Origin of the sequence: Actinosynnema sp. ALI-1.44 (assembly GCF_001984155.1) — a bacterium.
Taxonomy (GTDB): Bacteria; Actinomycetota; Actinomycetes; order Mycobacteriales; family Pseudonocardiaceae; genus Kibdelosporangium.
On the sequence record NZ_MTQO01000035.1, the window covers coordinates 191,407 to 206,827 of the forward strand.

The following is a 15,421-nucleotide window of genomic DNA, read 5'->3' on the forward strand; positions in this document are numbered from 1 at the left end:
ACCTTGCTGGTCCGTTCGGGCGACACACTTGCACCGATCAGCGGGGCAATGCTACCCATCGGTAGATATGCGATCCGACAGCGTTGAGACGCGAGCGGTCGTGCGCCACCCACCCATGCGGGTCTGGGAGGTGATCGGCGACCCCGAGCTGTACCCACGGTACGTCCCTGGGCTTAGTTGGTGTGAACGCCTGACGCAGCACCACGGCCGGGGAGCGCGTTACCTGGCTCGCGTCGGCTTCGACGACGAGGTCGAGATCACGATGTTCCGGCACGCCGAGCACCTCGCGTGGTCCAGCACGCACCGGCAGACGCACCGGCTGTCGGTCAGGCTCAAACCCACCCCGCGCGGCGGGACCGAGATCAACATCATGGTCACGTTGCTGGTCGACGCGTTCAACGCGCACACCGTGCGGCGCAACGTCGAGGAGGCGCTCGCCCGGCTGCGTGACCACCTCGACGGAGCGCCGGTCGCGTTGCCACCCGTGCCGCGTGATCCCGCGACCGCGCGGGGCTCGATGCTCAGCATCGCGAAAACACTGGCCAGGGCCGGTGCGCTGGCACCGGGACGGCCGGACCGGATGCTCAGACAGATGGCGCAGCTGGCCAAGTGGGGCGCCACCATCGCCGGTGGCTACCAGGCGTCCGCTGTGCGCATCCCGGCCGAGATCGCCTACCGCGACGAACTGACGTCGCACACGTTCGCCGAGGTCGAGGAGCGGACGAACCGGATGGCGAACCTGCTGGCCAAGTACTGGGTCACCGAGGGCTCCAGGGTCGCGCTGATGTGCCGCAACCACGGCACGATGCTGGAGGCGTTCATCGCGTGCGGCAAGCTCGGCGCGGACGTGCTGCTGATGAACACGGGACTGGCCGCGGCGCAGATCGCCGAGGTCATCCGCCAGCACGACCCGACTCTGCTGATGGTCGACGACGAGTTCGCGAACCTCACCTCCTACCTCCCGCCTGCCCTGCCGCGCATCCGGACATGGGCGGAGCCGTTCGGGCGCGGGCCGAACGTCGAGGAGCTGATCGCGCACGGCAACCCGGACAGGATCACGCCGCCGAAGAAGCCGGGCCAGGTCGTGGTGCTGACTTCGGGGACGTCGGGCACACCGAAAGGAGCCCGGCGGCCGACTCCGCGCGGCCTGGGCGACGCGGCGGCGGTGCTGTCCCGGATCCCGTTGCGCGCCGGGGAGAAGATGCTCGTCGCCGCGCCGATGTTCCACACATGGGGGCTGGCAGCGATCCAGCTCGGCATGCCGTTGCGCGCCACTTTGGTGTTGCAGCGCCGGTTCCACCCGCAGTCGGCGTTGCAGGCGATCCAGGAACACCGCTGCACGTCGATGTTCGCCGTCCCGATCATGTTGCAGCGCATGGTGGACCTGCCGAGGGCGGTACGCGAGCGCTACGACACGTCGTCGCTGCGGGTCGTGGCCAGCAGCGGATCGGCGCTGCCGGGACGCCTGGCCGACAAGTTCATGGACGCGTTCGGCGACATCCTCTACAACCTCTACGGCTCAACCGAAGTGTCGTGGGGAACCATCGCGACCCCAGCGGACATGCGGGCCGCGCGGACGACCGCGGGCATGCCTCCACTCGGGACCCGGATCGCGATTCTCGACGGCCGAGGGGCGCCGACGCCGCCCGGGGTGGTCGGGCGGATCTTCGTCGGCAACGACATGCTGTTCGACGGCTACACCAACGGGGCGAACCTCGCTTTGAGACACTCCCTGATGGACACAGGCGACCGTGGCTACCTCGATGCCGACGGTCGCCTGTTCGTCGAGGGCCGGGACGACGAAATGATCATCTCCGGTGGCGAGAACGTCTTCCCCGGCCCGGTCGAGGAGGCGCTCACCGCGCTCCCCCAGGTGCTGGAGGCCGCTGTGGTCGGCGTGCCGGACTACGAGTACGGCCAGCGCCTCGCGGCGTACCTGGTGCTCAGGCCCGGCGCGCGGCTGGACGCCGAGTTCGTGCGGCGGTACGTGGGCGACCGGCTGGCGCGGTTCGCCGTCCCCCGTGACGTCGTCTTCGTCGAGGACCTGCCGCGCAACGCGACCGGCAAGGTGCTCAGGCAGATACTCGAGGACGGACACTGGTAGCAGTCGGTTGACCATTGACGTATTGGTCTAGTCCACTCTACTTTGAAGTGGTTCGACCAACCGCCGGCCAGGCGCGGGCTTCGCGGTTCCCTGCTGGGTGCGGTGCGTCGCTGCACCGCGTCACCTACGGAGAACTCATGTCCAAGTCTCCATGGCGGAGGTTCCTCACTCTCGCCAGCGCACTCGTCACGGCGTTGGGCGTCGTGACCGTCTCGCCAGCCGCGACAGCACCAGCCGAGGCCGCGCCCAGCGGCAACGTACTGGGCTACTTCGCACAATGGGGCGTCTACCAGCGCAACTACCACGTCAAGAACATCAAGACCAGCGGCGCGGCGGCCAAGCTGACGCACATCAACTACGCGTTCGGCAACGTGACCAACGGCCAGTGCGTGCTCGGCGACACCTATGCCGACTACGACAGGTTCTACGACGCCGGGTCCAGTGTGGACGGTGTGGCCGACACGTGGGACGCCGGTGCGCTTCGCGGCAACTTCGGCCAGCTCAAGCGGCTCAAGAAGCAGTTCCCGCAGCTCAAGGTGATCTTCTCGTTCGGCGGCTGGACCTGGTCGGGCGGCTTCGCGCAGGCCGCGAAGAACCCGACGGCGTTCGCCAACTCCTGCTACAACCTCCTCAACGACTCACGCTGGGCAGGCGTGTTCGACGGGATCGACATCGACTGGGAGTACCCGAACGCGTGCGGCCTGACCTGCGACACCAGCGGGCCGGAAGCGTTGACCAAGCTGGCACAGGCATTGCGCGCCAAGTTCGGGTCGAAGCTCGTCACCGCCGCCATCACGGCCGACGCGTCGGACGGCGGCAAGATCGACAAGGCGAACTACGCGTCCGCCGCGCAGTACTTCGACTGGTACAACGTGATGACGTACGACTTCTTCGGCGGATGGGCCGCGCAGGGCCCGACCGCACCGCACTCGCCGTTGACCTCGTACACCGGCATCCCCCAGGCCGGGTTCAACACCGCTGACGCCATCGCCAAGCTGAAGGCCAAGGGCGTGCCGTCCAACAAGTTGTGGATCGGCATCGGCTTCTACGGCCGTGGCTGGACCGGCGTGACGCAGGCGACGCCGGGTGGCACCGCGACCGGCCCCGCGCCGGGTACGTACGAGGCCGGGATCGAGGACTACAAGGTCCTCAAGACCCGGTGCCCGTCCACCGGGACGATCGCCGGGACCGCGTACGCCAAGTGCGGGTCGCAGTGGTGGAGCTACGACACCCCGTCGACCATCGCGGGGAAGATGAGCTGGGCCAAGGGCCAGGGACTCGGCGGCTCCTTCTTCTGGGAGCTGTCCGGTGACACCACCAACGGTGAACTCGTCACCGCGATGAAGAACGGCTGACCGGGGTAGGAAAACGGGGGCACGGAACCTCCACCCGTGCCCCCACACGAAGAAACCGGGCGGACTCGGCGAAGTCCGCCCGGCCAAAAACTCGTGGGGAATTCAGGCCGCGGCGCTCGCCGCGCACAGCCTGCGGGCCGTCGCGATGACCGCGTAGGCCGAGGGAAGCATCTGGTGCGGACGCGGCTCGCTGATCCAGCGCCATCCCCCGTCGCCGGACTCGGTCGGCACGACCGTGTACGCGCCCGCCCCCGCGTGACGCACTTCGTTGCCTGCCATGCCGTCCACGATGTCCCCACACATCATGGTCGTGGCCTGGGTGAGGAACGTCCACCGCCCGCCGTCAGGGTGGGCGATGACCGGACCGGACAGCATCGCGATGCCCAGCTGCTGGTTCACCTGATCCGCCAGGTCGGCAGGCATGGTGATCGCGTCGAGCACCTGACCGAGGGCCACGGCCAGCTGGCGCTGACCGACCTGGACGGCCACCGGCCAGCCGAAGGTTTCCTCGTAGTGGGCCCGGGCGGCGGCCAGCTCACGCAGCCAGGCCGGAGCCGGTTGAGTCATCGTTGTCATTACAGATCCCCTATACCCCTGTCTCGCCTGTTGCTCCATTCGAGCGATCCCCGTATCGCTGGCTCCATGGTACGTCACCAAACGTGACGCTGAACACAAGTTTTGCGTGACTGGCTCAAGACAGGGGTCTCCGAGGCACCAGGGGTGCGCGAACCCGCAGGTCAAACGGACGGCGACGCGCCCATCTGCGCGACACGCCGTGCATGCCGCTCGGTCAGCGCCCCGAAGAGCAGGGCGATCCCGGCCCACAGGACCAGTTGCGTGCCCACAGAGGCGACCCTGAAGTTCCACAGCAGGCTGGCCGGGAACCCGCCGGGCACCTCGTTGATCTTGGGCAACAGCGCCGCGGCGACAGCGAGCACCACGACGTACCCGAGCACACCGACCAAGGCGGAGTTCCAGCCGCCGAGCCGCGGTTCGAGGCGACGTGCCAGCACGGTCGCCAGGACCGCGACGACGACCGAGATCAGCACCAGAACGAAGTACGTGGTGGTGCGTTCGTCGATGGTGCCGGACTGCCCCACCGCAGGCGGGTTGGCCGGATACTTCAGGAACGGCACGAAGTACACGGCCAGGAACGCCCCGGCTCCCACGACAGCGGCGGTCGCACGGGCGCTGAGGTTGCCGATCCGGCCGTACGCGAAGGCGAAGGCGAGCGCGAACAACCCGCCGAACGCCAAGCCGTACGCGCCTGTGGCGACCGCGAGGCCCGCCGTGCTCTGCACACCACGGCTGACGACTTCCTCTTCCGCGCCGCCGTGGTCGTGCCCGGCTTCCGCTTCCGGGGGCGCCGCCGACTCCTCCACCGCGATGGCGTTGTCGACCTGCGGCTCACCGAACACCGAGGCGAAGACGAACGCGAGCACAGCGGCGAGCAGTCCGGCGATCATCCCCCGGACCAGGAGATTTCCAGTTTTCATGTGGGTGCCGTGCTCGTCTCAGTGGCAGGGGAAGCCGAGCAGGTGGCGTCCGTCGTGGACGAACTCGTGGATGACGCTGTCCGCGCCCTGCGCACTGCCGACGAAGTAGAGCATCATCAGCGCGACGATCGCGGTGAACACAGCCCACGGCAGGATCTGTCGAATGGGAATGCGAATGGGAACCGGCACGGGAACTGCTGCGGTAGTCACCGGTGTGACCTCCTCGGGCTGACGCGACCCATGGGGTGTTTCGTGGCCGCCGGAGTGTCTGACTTACGGGACTACCCGCATACAGTGGCGCGACCGTGCCGGGCTCTCACCGGCTTACTCCGACGAATGGCCAGAGGACCGTAGGCAGGAGCCAGAGACCGTGTCAACGCCAGGAGAGACTGCTCACCCGAATGCCTCCGGACGGGTCGTGCTGATCAGCCACGCGGCGACACCCGCGACCCGTTGTGCGTCATTTCCCGACGACGAACCTCTGGAACGACCAGGCGATCCGCTCGTCGTGAACCTGGGGCGTTTCACCCGTTTCTCGACCGGCCCGGAGACGCGGTGCCGCCAGACCGCGGCCGCGTTGGGATGGGACGCGGCGGTCGAGGAGGCCTTGGCCGATCTGGACTTCGGGGATTGGCGCGGTCGCGCGCTCGAGGACGTCGCGGACTTCTCGTGGCTGACCGACCCGTCGGCGGCACCGCACGGCGGCGAGTCCGTGCGGGACGTGGTGGCCCGCGTCGGAGGCTGGTTGGACGGGTTGCGCGGCACCGGCGAACGCGTGGCGGCGGTGACACATCCCGCGGTCGTGCGTGCCGCGATCGTGCACGTGCTGACCGCTCCCGCCCAGGCTTTCTGGCGGATCGACGTCGCTCCCCTGTCGGTCACGCGCCTGACCAACTCGGGGCAGAACTGGACATTGCGGGAAACCGGCCACACCGTGAATCGATAACCAACTCTAGGCCGTTCGATGGTCAGGGATTTACCATCGGGCCAGTTGGGCTACCCCTGTTCGCCTACCCACTGGGGGTCCGCGTGGACAGCTCCGAGATGGCATTTCGCGTCCTCGGCCCGTTGGAGGTCAGCGCGGGCGGGCGGCCGGTCGCACTCGGCGGGCGCAAACCGCGGATGCTGCTGGCCACCCTGCTGCTCCAGCCGGACACCACTGTCGGCGTCGACACACTGGTCGACGTCCTCTGGCCCGGTTCGCCACCCCGGTCGGCCGTCGCCAACGTCCGCACGTACGCCCACGCCCTGCGAGCCGCGATCGGCGCGCGGGTGTGCACCAGACCCGGCGGCTACCAGATCTCGCCGCGGCCCGGCGAGCTCGACATGACCACGTTCGAAGCCAAGGCGCGGGACGGCGAACTGGCCGAAGCCAGCGCGTTGTGGCGCGGCCGCGCCTTGGCGGACCTGCCGCGCAGCCTGGTGTGGGAGCCGACGCTGGCCAGACTGGAGGAGCTCCGGCTGTCGGTGCTCGAACGCGGCCCGTCCGTTCCGATCGCGGATCTGCGCGGCCTGCTCGCCGAACACCCGCTGCGCGAGGAGCTCTGGCGGCACCTGCTGCACGCCCTGCACCGCGCCGGCCGGACCGCGGAGGCCATGCAGGCCTACCGGGAGGCCGAACGGGTGCTCGCCGACGAACTGGGCACCCGGCCGGGCCCGGAGTTGCGCAAGGCGCGCGCACTGATCCAGGCCGATGTCTTCCCGGTCTGCCAGCTGCCGATGGACGTCCCCGACTTCACCGGCCACCGCGAGGTCGTCCACCGGGTCATGGCCGAACTGACCCGCGCGCCCGCGGCCGTCCTGCTGACCGGGCCGCCGGGTGCCGGGAAGTCCACAGTGGCCGTCCATATCGGACACAGGGTGGCGCGCGCCTTCCCCGATGGGCAGCTGCACGTGTGCCTCCGCGACCGCGACCCGGCCGGCGTCCTCGCGTTCCTGCTGAAGGCCCTGGCCGTCCCGGACATCCCGGCGGACACCGCCGAACGCGCCGCGCGCTACCGGTCGGTGCTGGCACGCCGCCAGATGCTGGTCGTGCTCGACGACGCGGCGAGCGCGGCGCAGGTCCGGCCGCTGCTGCCGGGTTCCGGCCCGTCCGCCGTGCTGATCACCAGCCGGACGTGGCTGCCCGAACTGTCCGGCGTCGTCACGGTCCACCTCGACGCGCTCGCCGACGCCGAAGCACACGACCTGCTCGCCAGGGTCGCGGGGCCCGACCGAGTGGCCGGTGAACCGGATCAGGTCACGGAAATCCTGCGGGCGTGCGGCAATCTGCCGTTGGCCATCCGGGTCGCCGGCACCAGGATCGCCGCCCGGCGAGCGGTACCGTTGCGCGTGGTGGCGGGGCGACTGGCCGACGAACACGGCAGGCTCGATGAGTTGACAACCGGAAGCCTTGCCGTTCGGACCAGCGTCACCGACAGCTACCTGCGGCTGCCCACCACCGCGGCGCGTGCGTTCCGGTTCGCGGGCATGCTCGGCCCGGTCTCGTTCCCCGGGTGGGCGATCGCGGCACTGCTCGGCCGCCCGGGCGCCGAGGACGTCCTGGACACCCTCGTCAACGCCAATCTGCTCGCCGCTTCGGCGGATGCCACGGGAACGATCAGATACCGGCTGCCCGACTTGTTCCGGTGTTACGCAACAGAACGACTGTCCGGTGACCCGCGGCGTGAATTGCGGACGGCCGCTCGGCGGGTGCTGGACGGATATCTGGCACGGGCGACACATGCGGCCGCACGCATGCCGGTGGCGTTCTTCGGCGTGCTTCCCCAGCAGGAGAACGCCCTGATCAGCGCCGACGACCCGGCGGCGTGGTTCGACGCCGAGATGCCGTCGATCACGGCGATCCTGGAACTCGCCGAGCGGCTGGGCATCCAGCGGGACGCGTGGCGCATTCCCGCCATGACCGCGCCGTACTTCGATCTGCGCGGCAAGCACGGCGATTGGCGGCGTTCCCACGAGATCGCGCTGCGCGGCGCGCGTGACGCGGGCGACAGGCACGGCGAGGCCATCATCCTGCGCAACCAGGGACAGGTCGCGCTCTACGACGACGACTTCGCCGCGGCCGAGACCACGACACGGCAGGCGTTGCGGCTGTTCAGCGAAGCCGAGGACGACACCGGGATCGGGATCGCGCACGCCGGAATCGGCACGACGTCGCGGATCCACGGTGACTACCCGGGTGCGCTGCGCCACCACCGGCGGGCGCTGCGCATCTTCGTCCGGGCGGGGAAACCGCACTTCCAAGCGGCCGCGAAGATCGCCGTCGGCACGGTTCTGCTTGCCCAGCAAAGATTTCCGGAAGCCGAGAAATGGCTGACCGCGGCACGGGAGCAGGCGGCGCGGATCGGCGACCGGCACCGCGAGGCGCACGCCCTGCAGCGGCTGGCGGGCCTGCGGGAGCCCGCGCAGGCACTCGACCACCTGACCGAGGCGACCGAGATGTTCCAGCACCTCGGCGACGACCGCTGCGTCGCGTACGCGCGGCGGCACGCTGGGGAGTTGTTCCTGCGTACCGGGGATCGCGCGCGGGCAAGGGATCTGCTGGCCGAGTCGCTGGACGCCCATCTGCGCAGCGGCGACCACCGTTCGGCAGCCGAGGTCGCCCGGCTGTTGGCCGAGGCCGGTCACGGCGACCAGCTCCAATGAGGACGGAGGGACAGCCGGGTCACCCGGCTGCGCACCCTTTGGTGATCAACAGTATCTTGCGGGGATACCAGCGTTACCAACTCAGTTTACTCGCCTGCCCCATCCGGTCGATCGACCGGATGCCGTAGCGCCAGGACCGGCCGTCCCGCGACCACGACCTGCTCCCGCGAGGCCGGATCGAAAGTTGGGCCACCCGGGTGTGACCGCCTTGGTGATCAACAGTATCTTGTGGCGGCATGGCGGGCGTTGAGGAAATCAAAGCTGGGATCGCATTGGCCAACGAGAAGTCGCAGAGCGGGATCGCTGCGATCAACCAGGCTTCCATGCAACTGGACGAAGCACGCACCGCACTGCTCAACGCGACGCAAGGAAGCAGCCAGCACGACGTGGCACAGGCGCAGAACCTGCTGACCGAGGCGTTGCAGACCCTCGAGGGCGCGCAGAACGCGATCCAGGCGAGCATCTCGTCGGCCGAGGGTTACGCGAGCAGGCTTTGACGATCTCGGAGTTGGCCGGTGCGCTGCGTGAAGTGAACGTCACACTGGAACGAGCCCGCGCGACGACGAGGTCGGCGGTTCCGTTACTGGCCGAGTCCAGAGCCACCCTGGTGGCGGTACGCAGGGACCCGAACGGGTATGACCCTGTTGAACTGGATCACGCGATGGCACAGTTGTCGACGGCCGGGGACCTCATCGCCGCGGCCCGTCAGTCGATCCTGGACTACTTGCTGAGGCTGTAATGTTGGGCAAAGGCGAACGCCGGCAGCGCGCACTGGACGCGCTCGACGAGTTGCGCAAGGCACTGCGGCTCGCGCTCGGCGCAGCCAGAGCCAAGCGGCAGAACGCTCAAACCACCAAGGACCAGCTGGAATTCGAGCAGTCGGTGATGCAGCTGGGGTTGTCGCGCGCGCGGCTGGACCCCCACATCACCGAACTGCGCGGCCAACCCGCGCTGGCCAGGACCTGGGACAAGGTGATCGCGGAACGCGACGAGCTCTACCGGGACTGGCACCCGGAAGGGCCGGGCAAGCTCCGCGCGCTCGTGGCGGAGGTGGCGCGCGGCGGGGCCGGGTCGCCGTGGCCGGACTGGCTCGGCAAGGTCGGCACGGACGCCGGCGGCACCGCGCCGGAGCTGTGGCGGGTCGGCACGGCCGTGGTCGAGGAGGCACCGGTCCAGGAGGAGTTCCCGGTGGCCGTCCCTTTACTCGACCGGGCCCATCTGCGCGTCAATTCCGCGCAGGATGGCCGGTCCGTTGTGGACTCATTGGTCGAGTCCTTGCTACTGCGGGTGATGAGCTACTTCCGGCCCGGCCTTGTCAAGGTCCATCTGTGGGACATCGGGCACCTGACCGGATCGCTGCCCAACCTCCAGCCGCTGACGGCGGCCGGTTTACTCACCATCCACGACCCGACCAGGCTGGACGACCTGCTCGCCGACATGGCCGGGCACATCCGCCGCGTGCACGCCAAGGCGATGCGCGAAGGCGAAACGTCGTTGCGGTCGGTCTGCGTCGCCAAGGGTGAACGTGTCGAGCCGTGGCGCGTGGTCGTGCTGTTCGGCAACGGTGAGCGCCTGCCGGACGAGCAGCAACGCGAGTTGCAGCGCGTCGCGCGTACCGGGATCGACGCGGGTGTGAGCCTGATCTGCGTCGACGTGCCGCTGTCCGCGAACAGTCCACTTGAGACGATCGTGTTCGCCGACCCGCAGAACGCGACGACGAGCATGACCGGGCCGGGGGTCCGGTTCCGGCCGGACGACGCGCCGGACGCCAGCCTGGCCAGCCGGGCGGCGACCGCGATCGCGCAGGACCTGATCGCGCGCCGCGGCAAGCCGCGGACCTTCGACGATCTGCTGCCGGCGCGACCGGGCATGCTCAGCTCGCACGACGAACTGCGCGCGCCCGTCGGGTTCGCCGAAGGCGTGCCGGTCGAGGTCGTGCTCGGCGACGCGACACCGCACGCGCTGATCGCAGGGCCGAGCGGATCGGGCAAGACGAACTTCCTGTACGCGATGCTCGGCGGGCTGGCGGCGCGGTACGCGCCGAGCGAGCTCGAACTGTACCTTTTGGACTTCAAGGAAGGTGTGTCGTTCGCCGGGCTGGCGCCGGGCCGCAAGGACCCGAGCTGGCTGCCGCAGGCACGGCTGGTCGGCGTGAACGTCAACACCGACCGCGAGTTCGGCCTCGCGCTGCTGCGGTTCCTCACCCAGGAACTGGCACGCAGGGCGGACGCGGCCAAGCGCCAGGAGGTCACCAAGCTCGCCGAACTGCGGGAAGCCGATCCCGAGGGGCACTGGCCGCGGATCGTCGCGGTGATCGACGAGTTCCAGGCGTTGTTCGGGGGCCGCGACCGGATCACCCAGCAGGCAACGGTGTTGCTGGAGGACGTGGCGCGGCGCGGGCGGTCGCAGGGCATCCACCTGGTGCTGGCCAGCCAGGACATCGCCGGGATCGAGGCGTTCTGGGGCAAACCGGCGGTGTTCGAGCAGTGCACGCTGAGGATCGCCATGCCCAAGGCGAAACGGGTGCTCTCGGAGACCAACAACGCGGCGTTCAGCCTGCCGCGCTGGCACGCGGTGATCAACCACGACTCCGGTGTGCCGCACGGGAACCAGGTGGCACACGTCCCGGACGCCTCGGCGAAGGGAACGTTCGACCGGTTGCAGACAAGGCTGTGGGAGACGTGGCAGTCGGCGGCACCGAAGCTGTTCGACGGAGCCCACCAGCCGCTGCTGGCCGACGCGCCGGACTTCGCCGAACCGGTGGGGCCGTTGCTCGGCCAGGTCATCGACGTCGCCTGCCGCGCGGCGACGATGGACCTGGACGCGGTGCCGGGCCGCAACCTCGCGGTGATCGGCACGGCGACAGCGGACGCGCTGTCCATCATGGAAAGCATCACGTACTCACTGGCCCGCAAGCACGACGCGGGTTCGGTCGACTTCAGCATCTGGTGCGCGGTGCCGGCGTTGCAGGAGCGAGTGACGCGACTGGCGAAGATCCTGGCAGCGATCGGCCACTCGGTGGACCACCGGACAGACGAGCAGATCGCCACCCTCGTACCGGCCTCCGGTGAAAGGCCGCGCTACATCCTGTTCTTCGCGGTGGACGCGGCACACCAGTGGCTGGAACGCAAAGAACCACCGGCGATGCGCAGCAAGCTCGACGACCTGCGGGCGTTGCTGAAGAACGGGCCGGCCAACCACGTGCACACGTTCGGCTGGTGGCGCGGAGTGGGGCGGATGAAGGACACCCTGGGCTTCGGCGGCGTGGACGACATCGGCGCATGGGTGGCACTGGACGTGCAGGGCGCGGAGCTGAACGCGATAGCGGCAGGTCAGATCATCGACTGGTCGCCACGACCGAAACGGGCGATCTTCTTCGACAAGTCGACCCACAGCACCCCGGACGTGATCATCCCCTTCGACACCGTGGAATCGGAATGACACAGGACCCCGTCGCGCGGTACAAGGAAATCCTCGACGTGACCCGCCAGGCAGCGCAGAAGCTGGCGGAACGAGAACGGCGCCGCAGGGTGGAAGTGGTCGACGAAATCACGGCGGCCGACCGTGACATCAAAGCAGCGACCGAAGAGGAAGAACAGGTACGCAAGGAGATCACGGGCTGGTGGCGCCAGGTGGTCGCCCGGCTGGACGGGGTCTCGTGGATCAGCCGAGGCCACCCCCCGGACCCCGACCCAGCCGGACGGCCAGACCGGCTGGACGACTACATAGCCGAAATAGAACCAGCCACCAACGCCTTCACAGCAGCCCTGAGAAAAGCCGTCTGGCCAAAAAAACTCCCCTGACCACTCACGAGGTTTCAGCTGCTGGTCAGACGGAGGGTGAGGATTTGGAATGGTCGCAGTTTCACCGGGATGCCCTCCGGCGTGACCTCGGTGTTCGACAGCGGCCGTTCCAACAGGTCCGTCACCGTCGCTGAGGACACGGGGAAGCTCGTCTTCAAAACCCCGGTGGCGCGACCGCCTAGCGCCTCATAGAGCCGCACCACCACGTCTCCCGATTGGTCGTCCGCCAGTTTGACTGCCTCGACCGTGACCGCATCACTGTCTACTGTGATCAGTGACGCTGGGGCCGAGGCTCCCGTTACCCGGCGGACAGGCAGGTTCAGGGCGTATCCTTCGGCGACCGCGTCAGCGATCGTGGCATCCGGCAGCAGCGCGTACGTCATGACGTGCTTTCCCTGGTCGGCGTGCGGGTCTGGGCAGCGAGGGGCACGGACCAAGCTCAACCGGACGGTGGTTGTCGTCGTTCCCGAGTCGTCGGAGGTGCGGCTGATGTCGTGGCCGTACGTCGAGTCGTTGATGACCGCCACTCCGTAGCCCTGCTCTGCCACGTGGACCCAGCGGTGGGCGTAGATCTCGAAGCGGGCCGCGTCCCAGCTGGTGTTCGTGTGTGTGGGCCGGTGGACGTGGCCGAACTGGATCTCCGCCGTCGATCGGTCGGCGTGCACGTCGATCGGGAACGCCGCCTTGAGGATCTTCTCCGACTCGTGCCAGTCGATCTCCGTCTCCACGTCCACTCTGCGGCTTCCCGCCCGCACGCTGATCACCTGGGTGATCCGCGACGATCCGAACGACCGCACGATCTCGATCGCGCCCTCCGCCGCCCCCGCGCGGAGCACCTTGATCGAGTCCACGTCCGTCAGGTCCGTGTGTCGGCGCCGGTAGTGGGCGTCTATGTCCCAGGCGTCCCAGAAGTTCGGCAGGTCCGGGTGCAGCTGTAGCAGGTTTCCCGGTCCGGCCAGCACTTCCCTGCCGTTCGTCACCACTGACGTGAGCAAGCCGTTGTCGTCGAGCAGGACCTTGACCAGGCCGTTGTCCAGGCTGCGGTCCGTCACCTCGATCCGCGCCGCGTCTACACTGGACACAAGGGCCGCGCCGGACGCGGGCACCGATGTCACCACGTCGTCGACGACTTCGAGGCGGGCTCGTGGGCTGGTGTTGAAGACCACTGTTTCCTGGCCCGCACCGGCCAGCGACGTCTGCGCCGAGTTGGTGATCGCGTTCAGCTCGGCGGCCACCGCCGCGTACTTGGCCTCGGCCTCCTTGTGTACCCACGCGATCGAGCTGCCCGGCAGGATGTCGTGGAACTGGTGCAGCAGCACGACTTTCCACAACCGGTCGAATGCTTCGTACGGGTATTCGTAGTCACCGCCGACCGCTGCGGTCGCCGCCCACAGCTCCGCTTCGCGGAGCAGGTGCTCACTCCGGCGGTTGCCTGCTTTCGTCCTTGCCTGTGACGTGTAGGTCGCCCTGTGCAGCTCCAGGTACATCTCGCCGGACCAGACCGGCGCGTCCGGGTACTCCGCGAGCGCCTTTTCGAAGAACTCGTGCGGCTTCTCGATCACGACCTTCGCCGAGCCTTCGAGGTCCTTGAGGCGACGGGCGCGCTCCAGCATCTCGCGGGTCGGGCCGCCACCGCCGTCGCCGTACCCGAACGGCACCAGCGACGTCGTACCGCGTCCCTTCTCCAGGTAGTTCGAGACGGCGTACGCCATCTCCTTGCCGGAGAACTCGGAGTTGTACGTGTCCACCGGCGGCAGGTGGGTGAACACCCGTGTCCCGTCGATGCCTTCCCACCAGAAGGTGTGGTGCGGCATCTTGTTGGTCTGGTTCCACGACATCTTCTGGGTCAGGAACCAGCGCGCTCCGGCCAGCCGCGCGAGCTGCGGGAACGCCGCCGTGTAGCCGAACGAGTCGGGCAGCCAGACCTCTTCGCACTCGTAGCCGAACTCGTCGAGGAAGAACCTCTTGCCGTGCACCAGTTGCCGGGCCAGCGCCTCGCCACCGGGCAGGTTGGCGTCCGACTCGACCCACATCCCGCCGACCGGCGCCCACTGGCCGGACTTCACGGCCGCGGCGATCCGCTCGAAGATGACCGGCTGGTGTTGCTTGATCCACGCGTACTGCTGGGCCTGCGAGCACGCGAAGACGAACTCCGGGTACTCCTGGGCAAGGGCGGTGGCGGTCGCGAACGTACGCGCTGTCTTGCGGATCGTCTCGCGCTGCGGCCACAGCCAGGCGCTGTCGATGTGTGCGTGGCCCACCGCGGACAGGGTGTGCGCGCTGGCGTGCGCGGGCCGGGCGAGTACCTCGGTGAGCTCGGTACGCGCTGCCGCTGCCGTGCCCGAAATGTCGGCGACGTCGATGGCGTCCAGAGCGCGCTCCAGCGCGCGCAGGATCTCGTGCCGCCGGGGATCCGAAGTGGACAGCTCGTGCATCAGCTGGCTGAGCACCTCGATGTCCGTCCGCAGGTGCCAGACGTCCTCGTCGAGCAGGCACACGTCGGCCGCGGTGAACACGTACAACGGGTCCTTGCCCGCGGTTTCCTTGTCTCCCATCGGTGTTGGCTGCATGCCACCGGCCAGCACGTCCGGGTTGGCCGCGGCCTCGATCAGCAGGCCGACCGTGTCACCGGTGAGCGGAACGTGGTCGTTGAACGGCGCGATGCCCTTGATCGGACGGCCGTCCAGGTCGTGCGCCAGCGCCTCGGCCTGAAAACCGGCCTGCGTCCTGGTGAACCCGAGGTCGATCACGGCCTCGACGCGCTTGCCCCGCCACTCGTCCGGAATCCCGCCGCGGACACGGAACCAGCTCGTCGACCACGGCGCGCCCCACCGCTGCCCGACGGCGAACGGCTCGAAGTCGGCGGCGAGCGCCTCGGCGACCGGCACCGGCTCGTCCGGCACGTGCCAGACCTCGACCTCCAACGCAACGGTCCCGGCGTACTTGGCTGGCGCGATGCGGGTGGTGAGCATCCGAGCCAGCCGTTCCTCGACCAGCCGCCGATCGTCGTGCACAGGT

General features: G+C 68.7%; 12 protein-coding genes. 8 read left to right on the forward strand and 4 right to left on the reverse strand.

The window, feature by feature from the left end:
- Positions 1-67: 67 nt before the first annotated feature.
- Entirely contained in the window at positions 68-2,104 is a 2,037-nt protein-coding gene (locus tag ALI144C_RS09320; RefSeq protein WP_076986611.1) for an AMP-binding protein, read from the forward strand.
- A 137-nt stretch (positions 2,105-2,241) separates the two neighbouring features.
- Positions 2,242-3,459, forward strand: coding sequence for a glycoside hydrolase family 18 protein (locus ALI144C_RS09325; RefSeq protein ID WP_076986612.1), 1,218 nt, complete (start codon positions 2,242-2,244; stop codon positions 3,457-3,459).
- Positions 3,460-3,561: 102 nt separating this feature from the next.
- Here ALI144C_RS09325 and ALI144C_RS09330 read toward each other — a convergent pair whose 3' ends face one another.
- From ALI144C_RS09330 to ALI144C_RS09340, 3 genes are all read right to left on the reverse strand, one after another.
- On the reverse strand, positions 3,562-4,026 hold the full coding sequence (locus tag ALI144C_RS09330; RefSeq protein WP_143230527.1) for a hypothetical protein: 465 nt from the start codon (positions 4,024-4,026) through the stop codon (positions 3,562-3,564).
- A 170-nt stretch (positions 4,027-4,196) separates the two neighbouring features.
- Positions 4,197-4,955: a CbtA family protein gene (locus ALI144C_RS09335; protein ID WP_076986614.1), complete on the reverse strand. Its 759-nt coding sequence runs from the start codon at positions 4,953-4,955 to the stop codon at positions 4,197-4,199.
- 18 nt (positions 4,956-4,973) lie between these two features.
- Positions 4,974-5,165, reverse strand: coding sequence for a CbtB domain-containing protein (locus tag ALI144C_RS09340; protein ID WP_076986615.1), 192 nt, complete (start codon positions 5,163-5,165; stop codon positions 4,974-4,976).
- Positions 5,166-5,325: 160 nt separating this feature from the next.
- On the opposite strand from ALI144C_RS09340, the gene ALI144C_RS09345 reads away from it, so the two are divergent.
- The 6 genes from ALI144C_RS09345 (at position 5,326) to ALI144C_RS09370 (ending at position 12,403) form a co-directional block, all read left to right on the forward strand.
- Positions 5,326-5,901, forward strand: a complete 576-nt coding sequence (locus tag ALI144C_RS09345) for a histidine phosphatase family protein (protein ID WP_076986616.1) — start codon at positions 5,326-5,328, stop codon at positions 5,899-5,901.
- A gap of 98 nt (positions 5,902-5,999) precedes the next feature.
- Positions 6,000-8,600 (forward strand): AfsR/SARP family transcriptional regulator, encoded by a 2,601-nt coding sequence (locus tag ALI144C_RS09350; RefSeq protein ID WP_076986617.1) that lies wholly within the window; start codon positions 6,000-6,002, stop codon positions 8,598-8,600.
- Positions 8,601-8,836: 236 nt separating this feature from the next.
- Entirely contained in the window at positions 8,837-9,097 is a 261-nt protein-coding gene (locus tag ALI144C_RS09355; RefSeq protein ID WP_076986618.1) for a hypothetical protein, read from the forward strand.
- On the forward strand, positions 9,094-9,339 hold the full coding sequence (locus ALI144C_RS09360; RefSeq protein ID WP_076986619.1) for a hypothetical protein: 246 nt from the start codon (positions 9,094-9,096) through the stop codon (positions 9,337-9,339). The genes ALI144C_RS09355 and ALI144C_RS09360 overlap by 4 nt, the downstream gene beginning before the upstream one ends.
- Complete coding sequence (locus ALI144C_RS09365; protein WP_076986620.1) at positions 9,339-12,041, forward strand: FtsK/SpoIIIE domain-containing protein; 2,703 nt, start codon at positions 9,339-9,341, stop codon at positions 12,039-12,041. The genes ALI144C_RS09360 and ALI144C_RS09365 overlap by 1 nt, the downstream gene beginning before the upstream one ends.
- Positions 12,038-12,403, forward strand: coding sequence for a hypothetical protein (locus tag ALI144C_RS09370; protein WP_076986621.1), 366 nt, complete (start codon positions 12,038-12,040; stop codon positions 12,401-12,403). The genes ALI144C_RS09365 and ALI144C_RS09370 overlap by 4 nt, the downstream gene beginning before the upstream one ends.
- A 14-nt stretch (positions 12,404-12,417) precedes the next feature.
- Here the strand turns inward: ALI144C_RS09370 and ALI144C_RS09375 are convergent, their stop codons facing one another.
- Positions 12,418-15,417, reverse strand: coding sequence for an alpha-mannosidase (locus tag ALI144C_RS09375; RefSeq protein WP_076986622.1), 3,000 nt, complete (start codon positions 15,415-15,417; stop codon positions 12,418-12,420).
- Between the last annotated feature and the right edge of the window lie 4 nt (positions 15,418-15,421).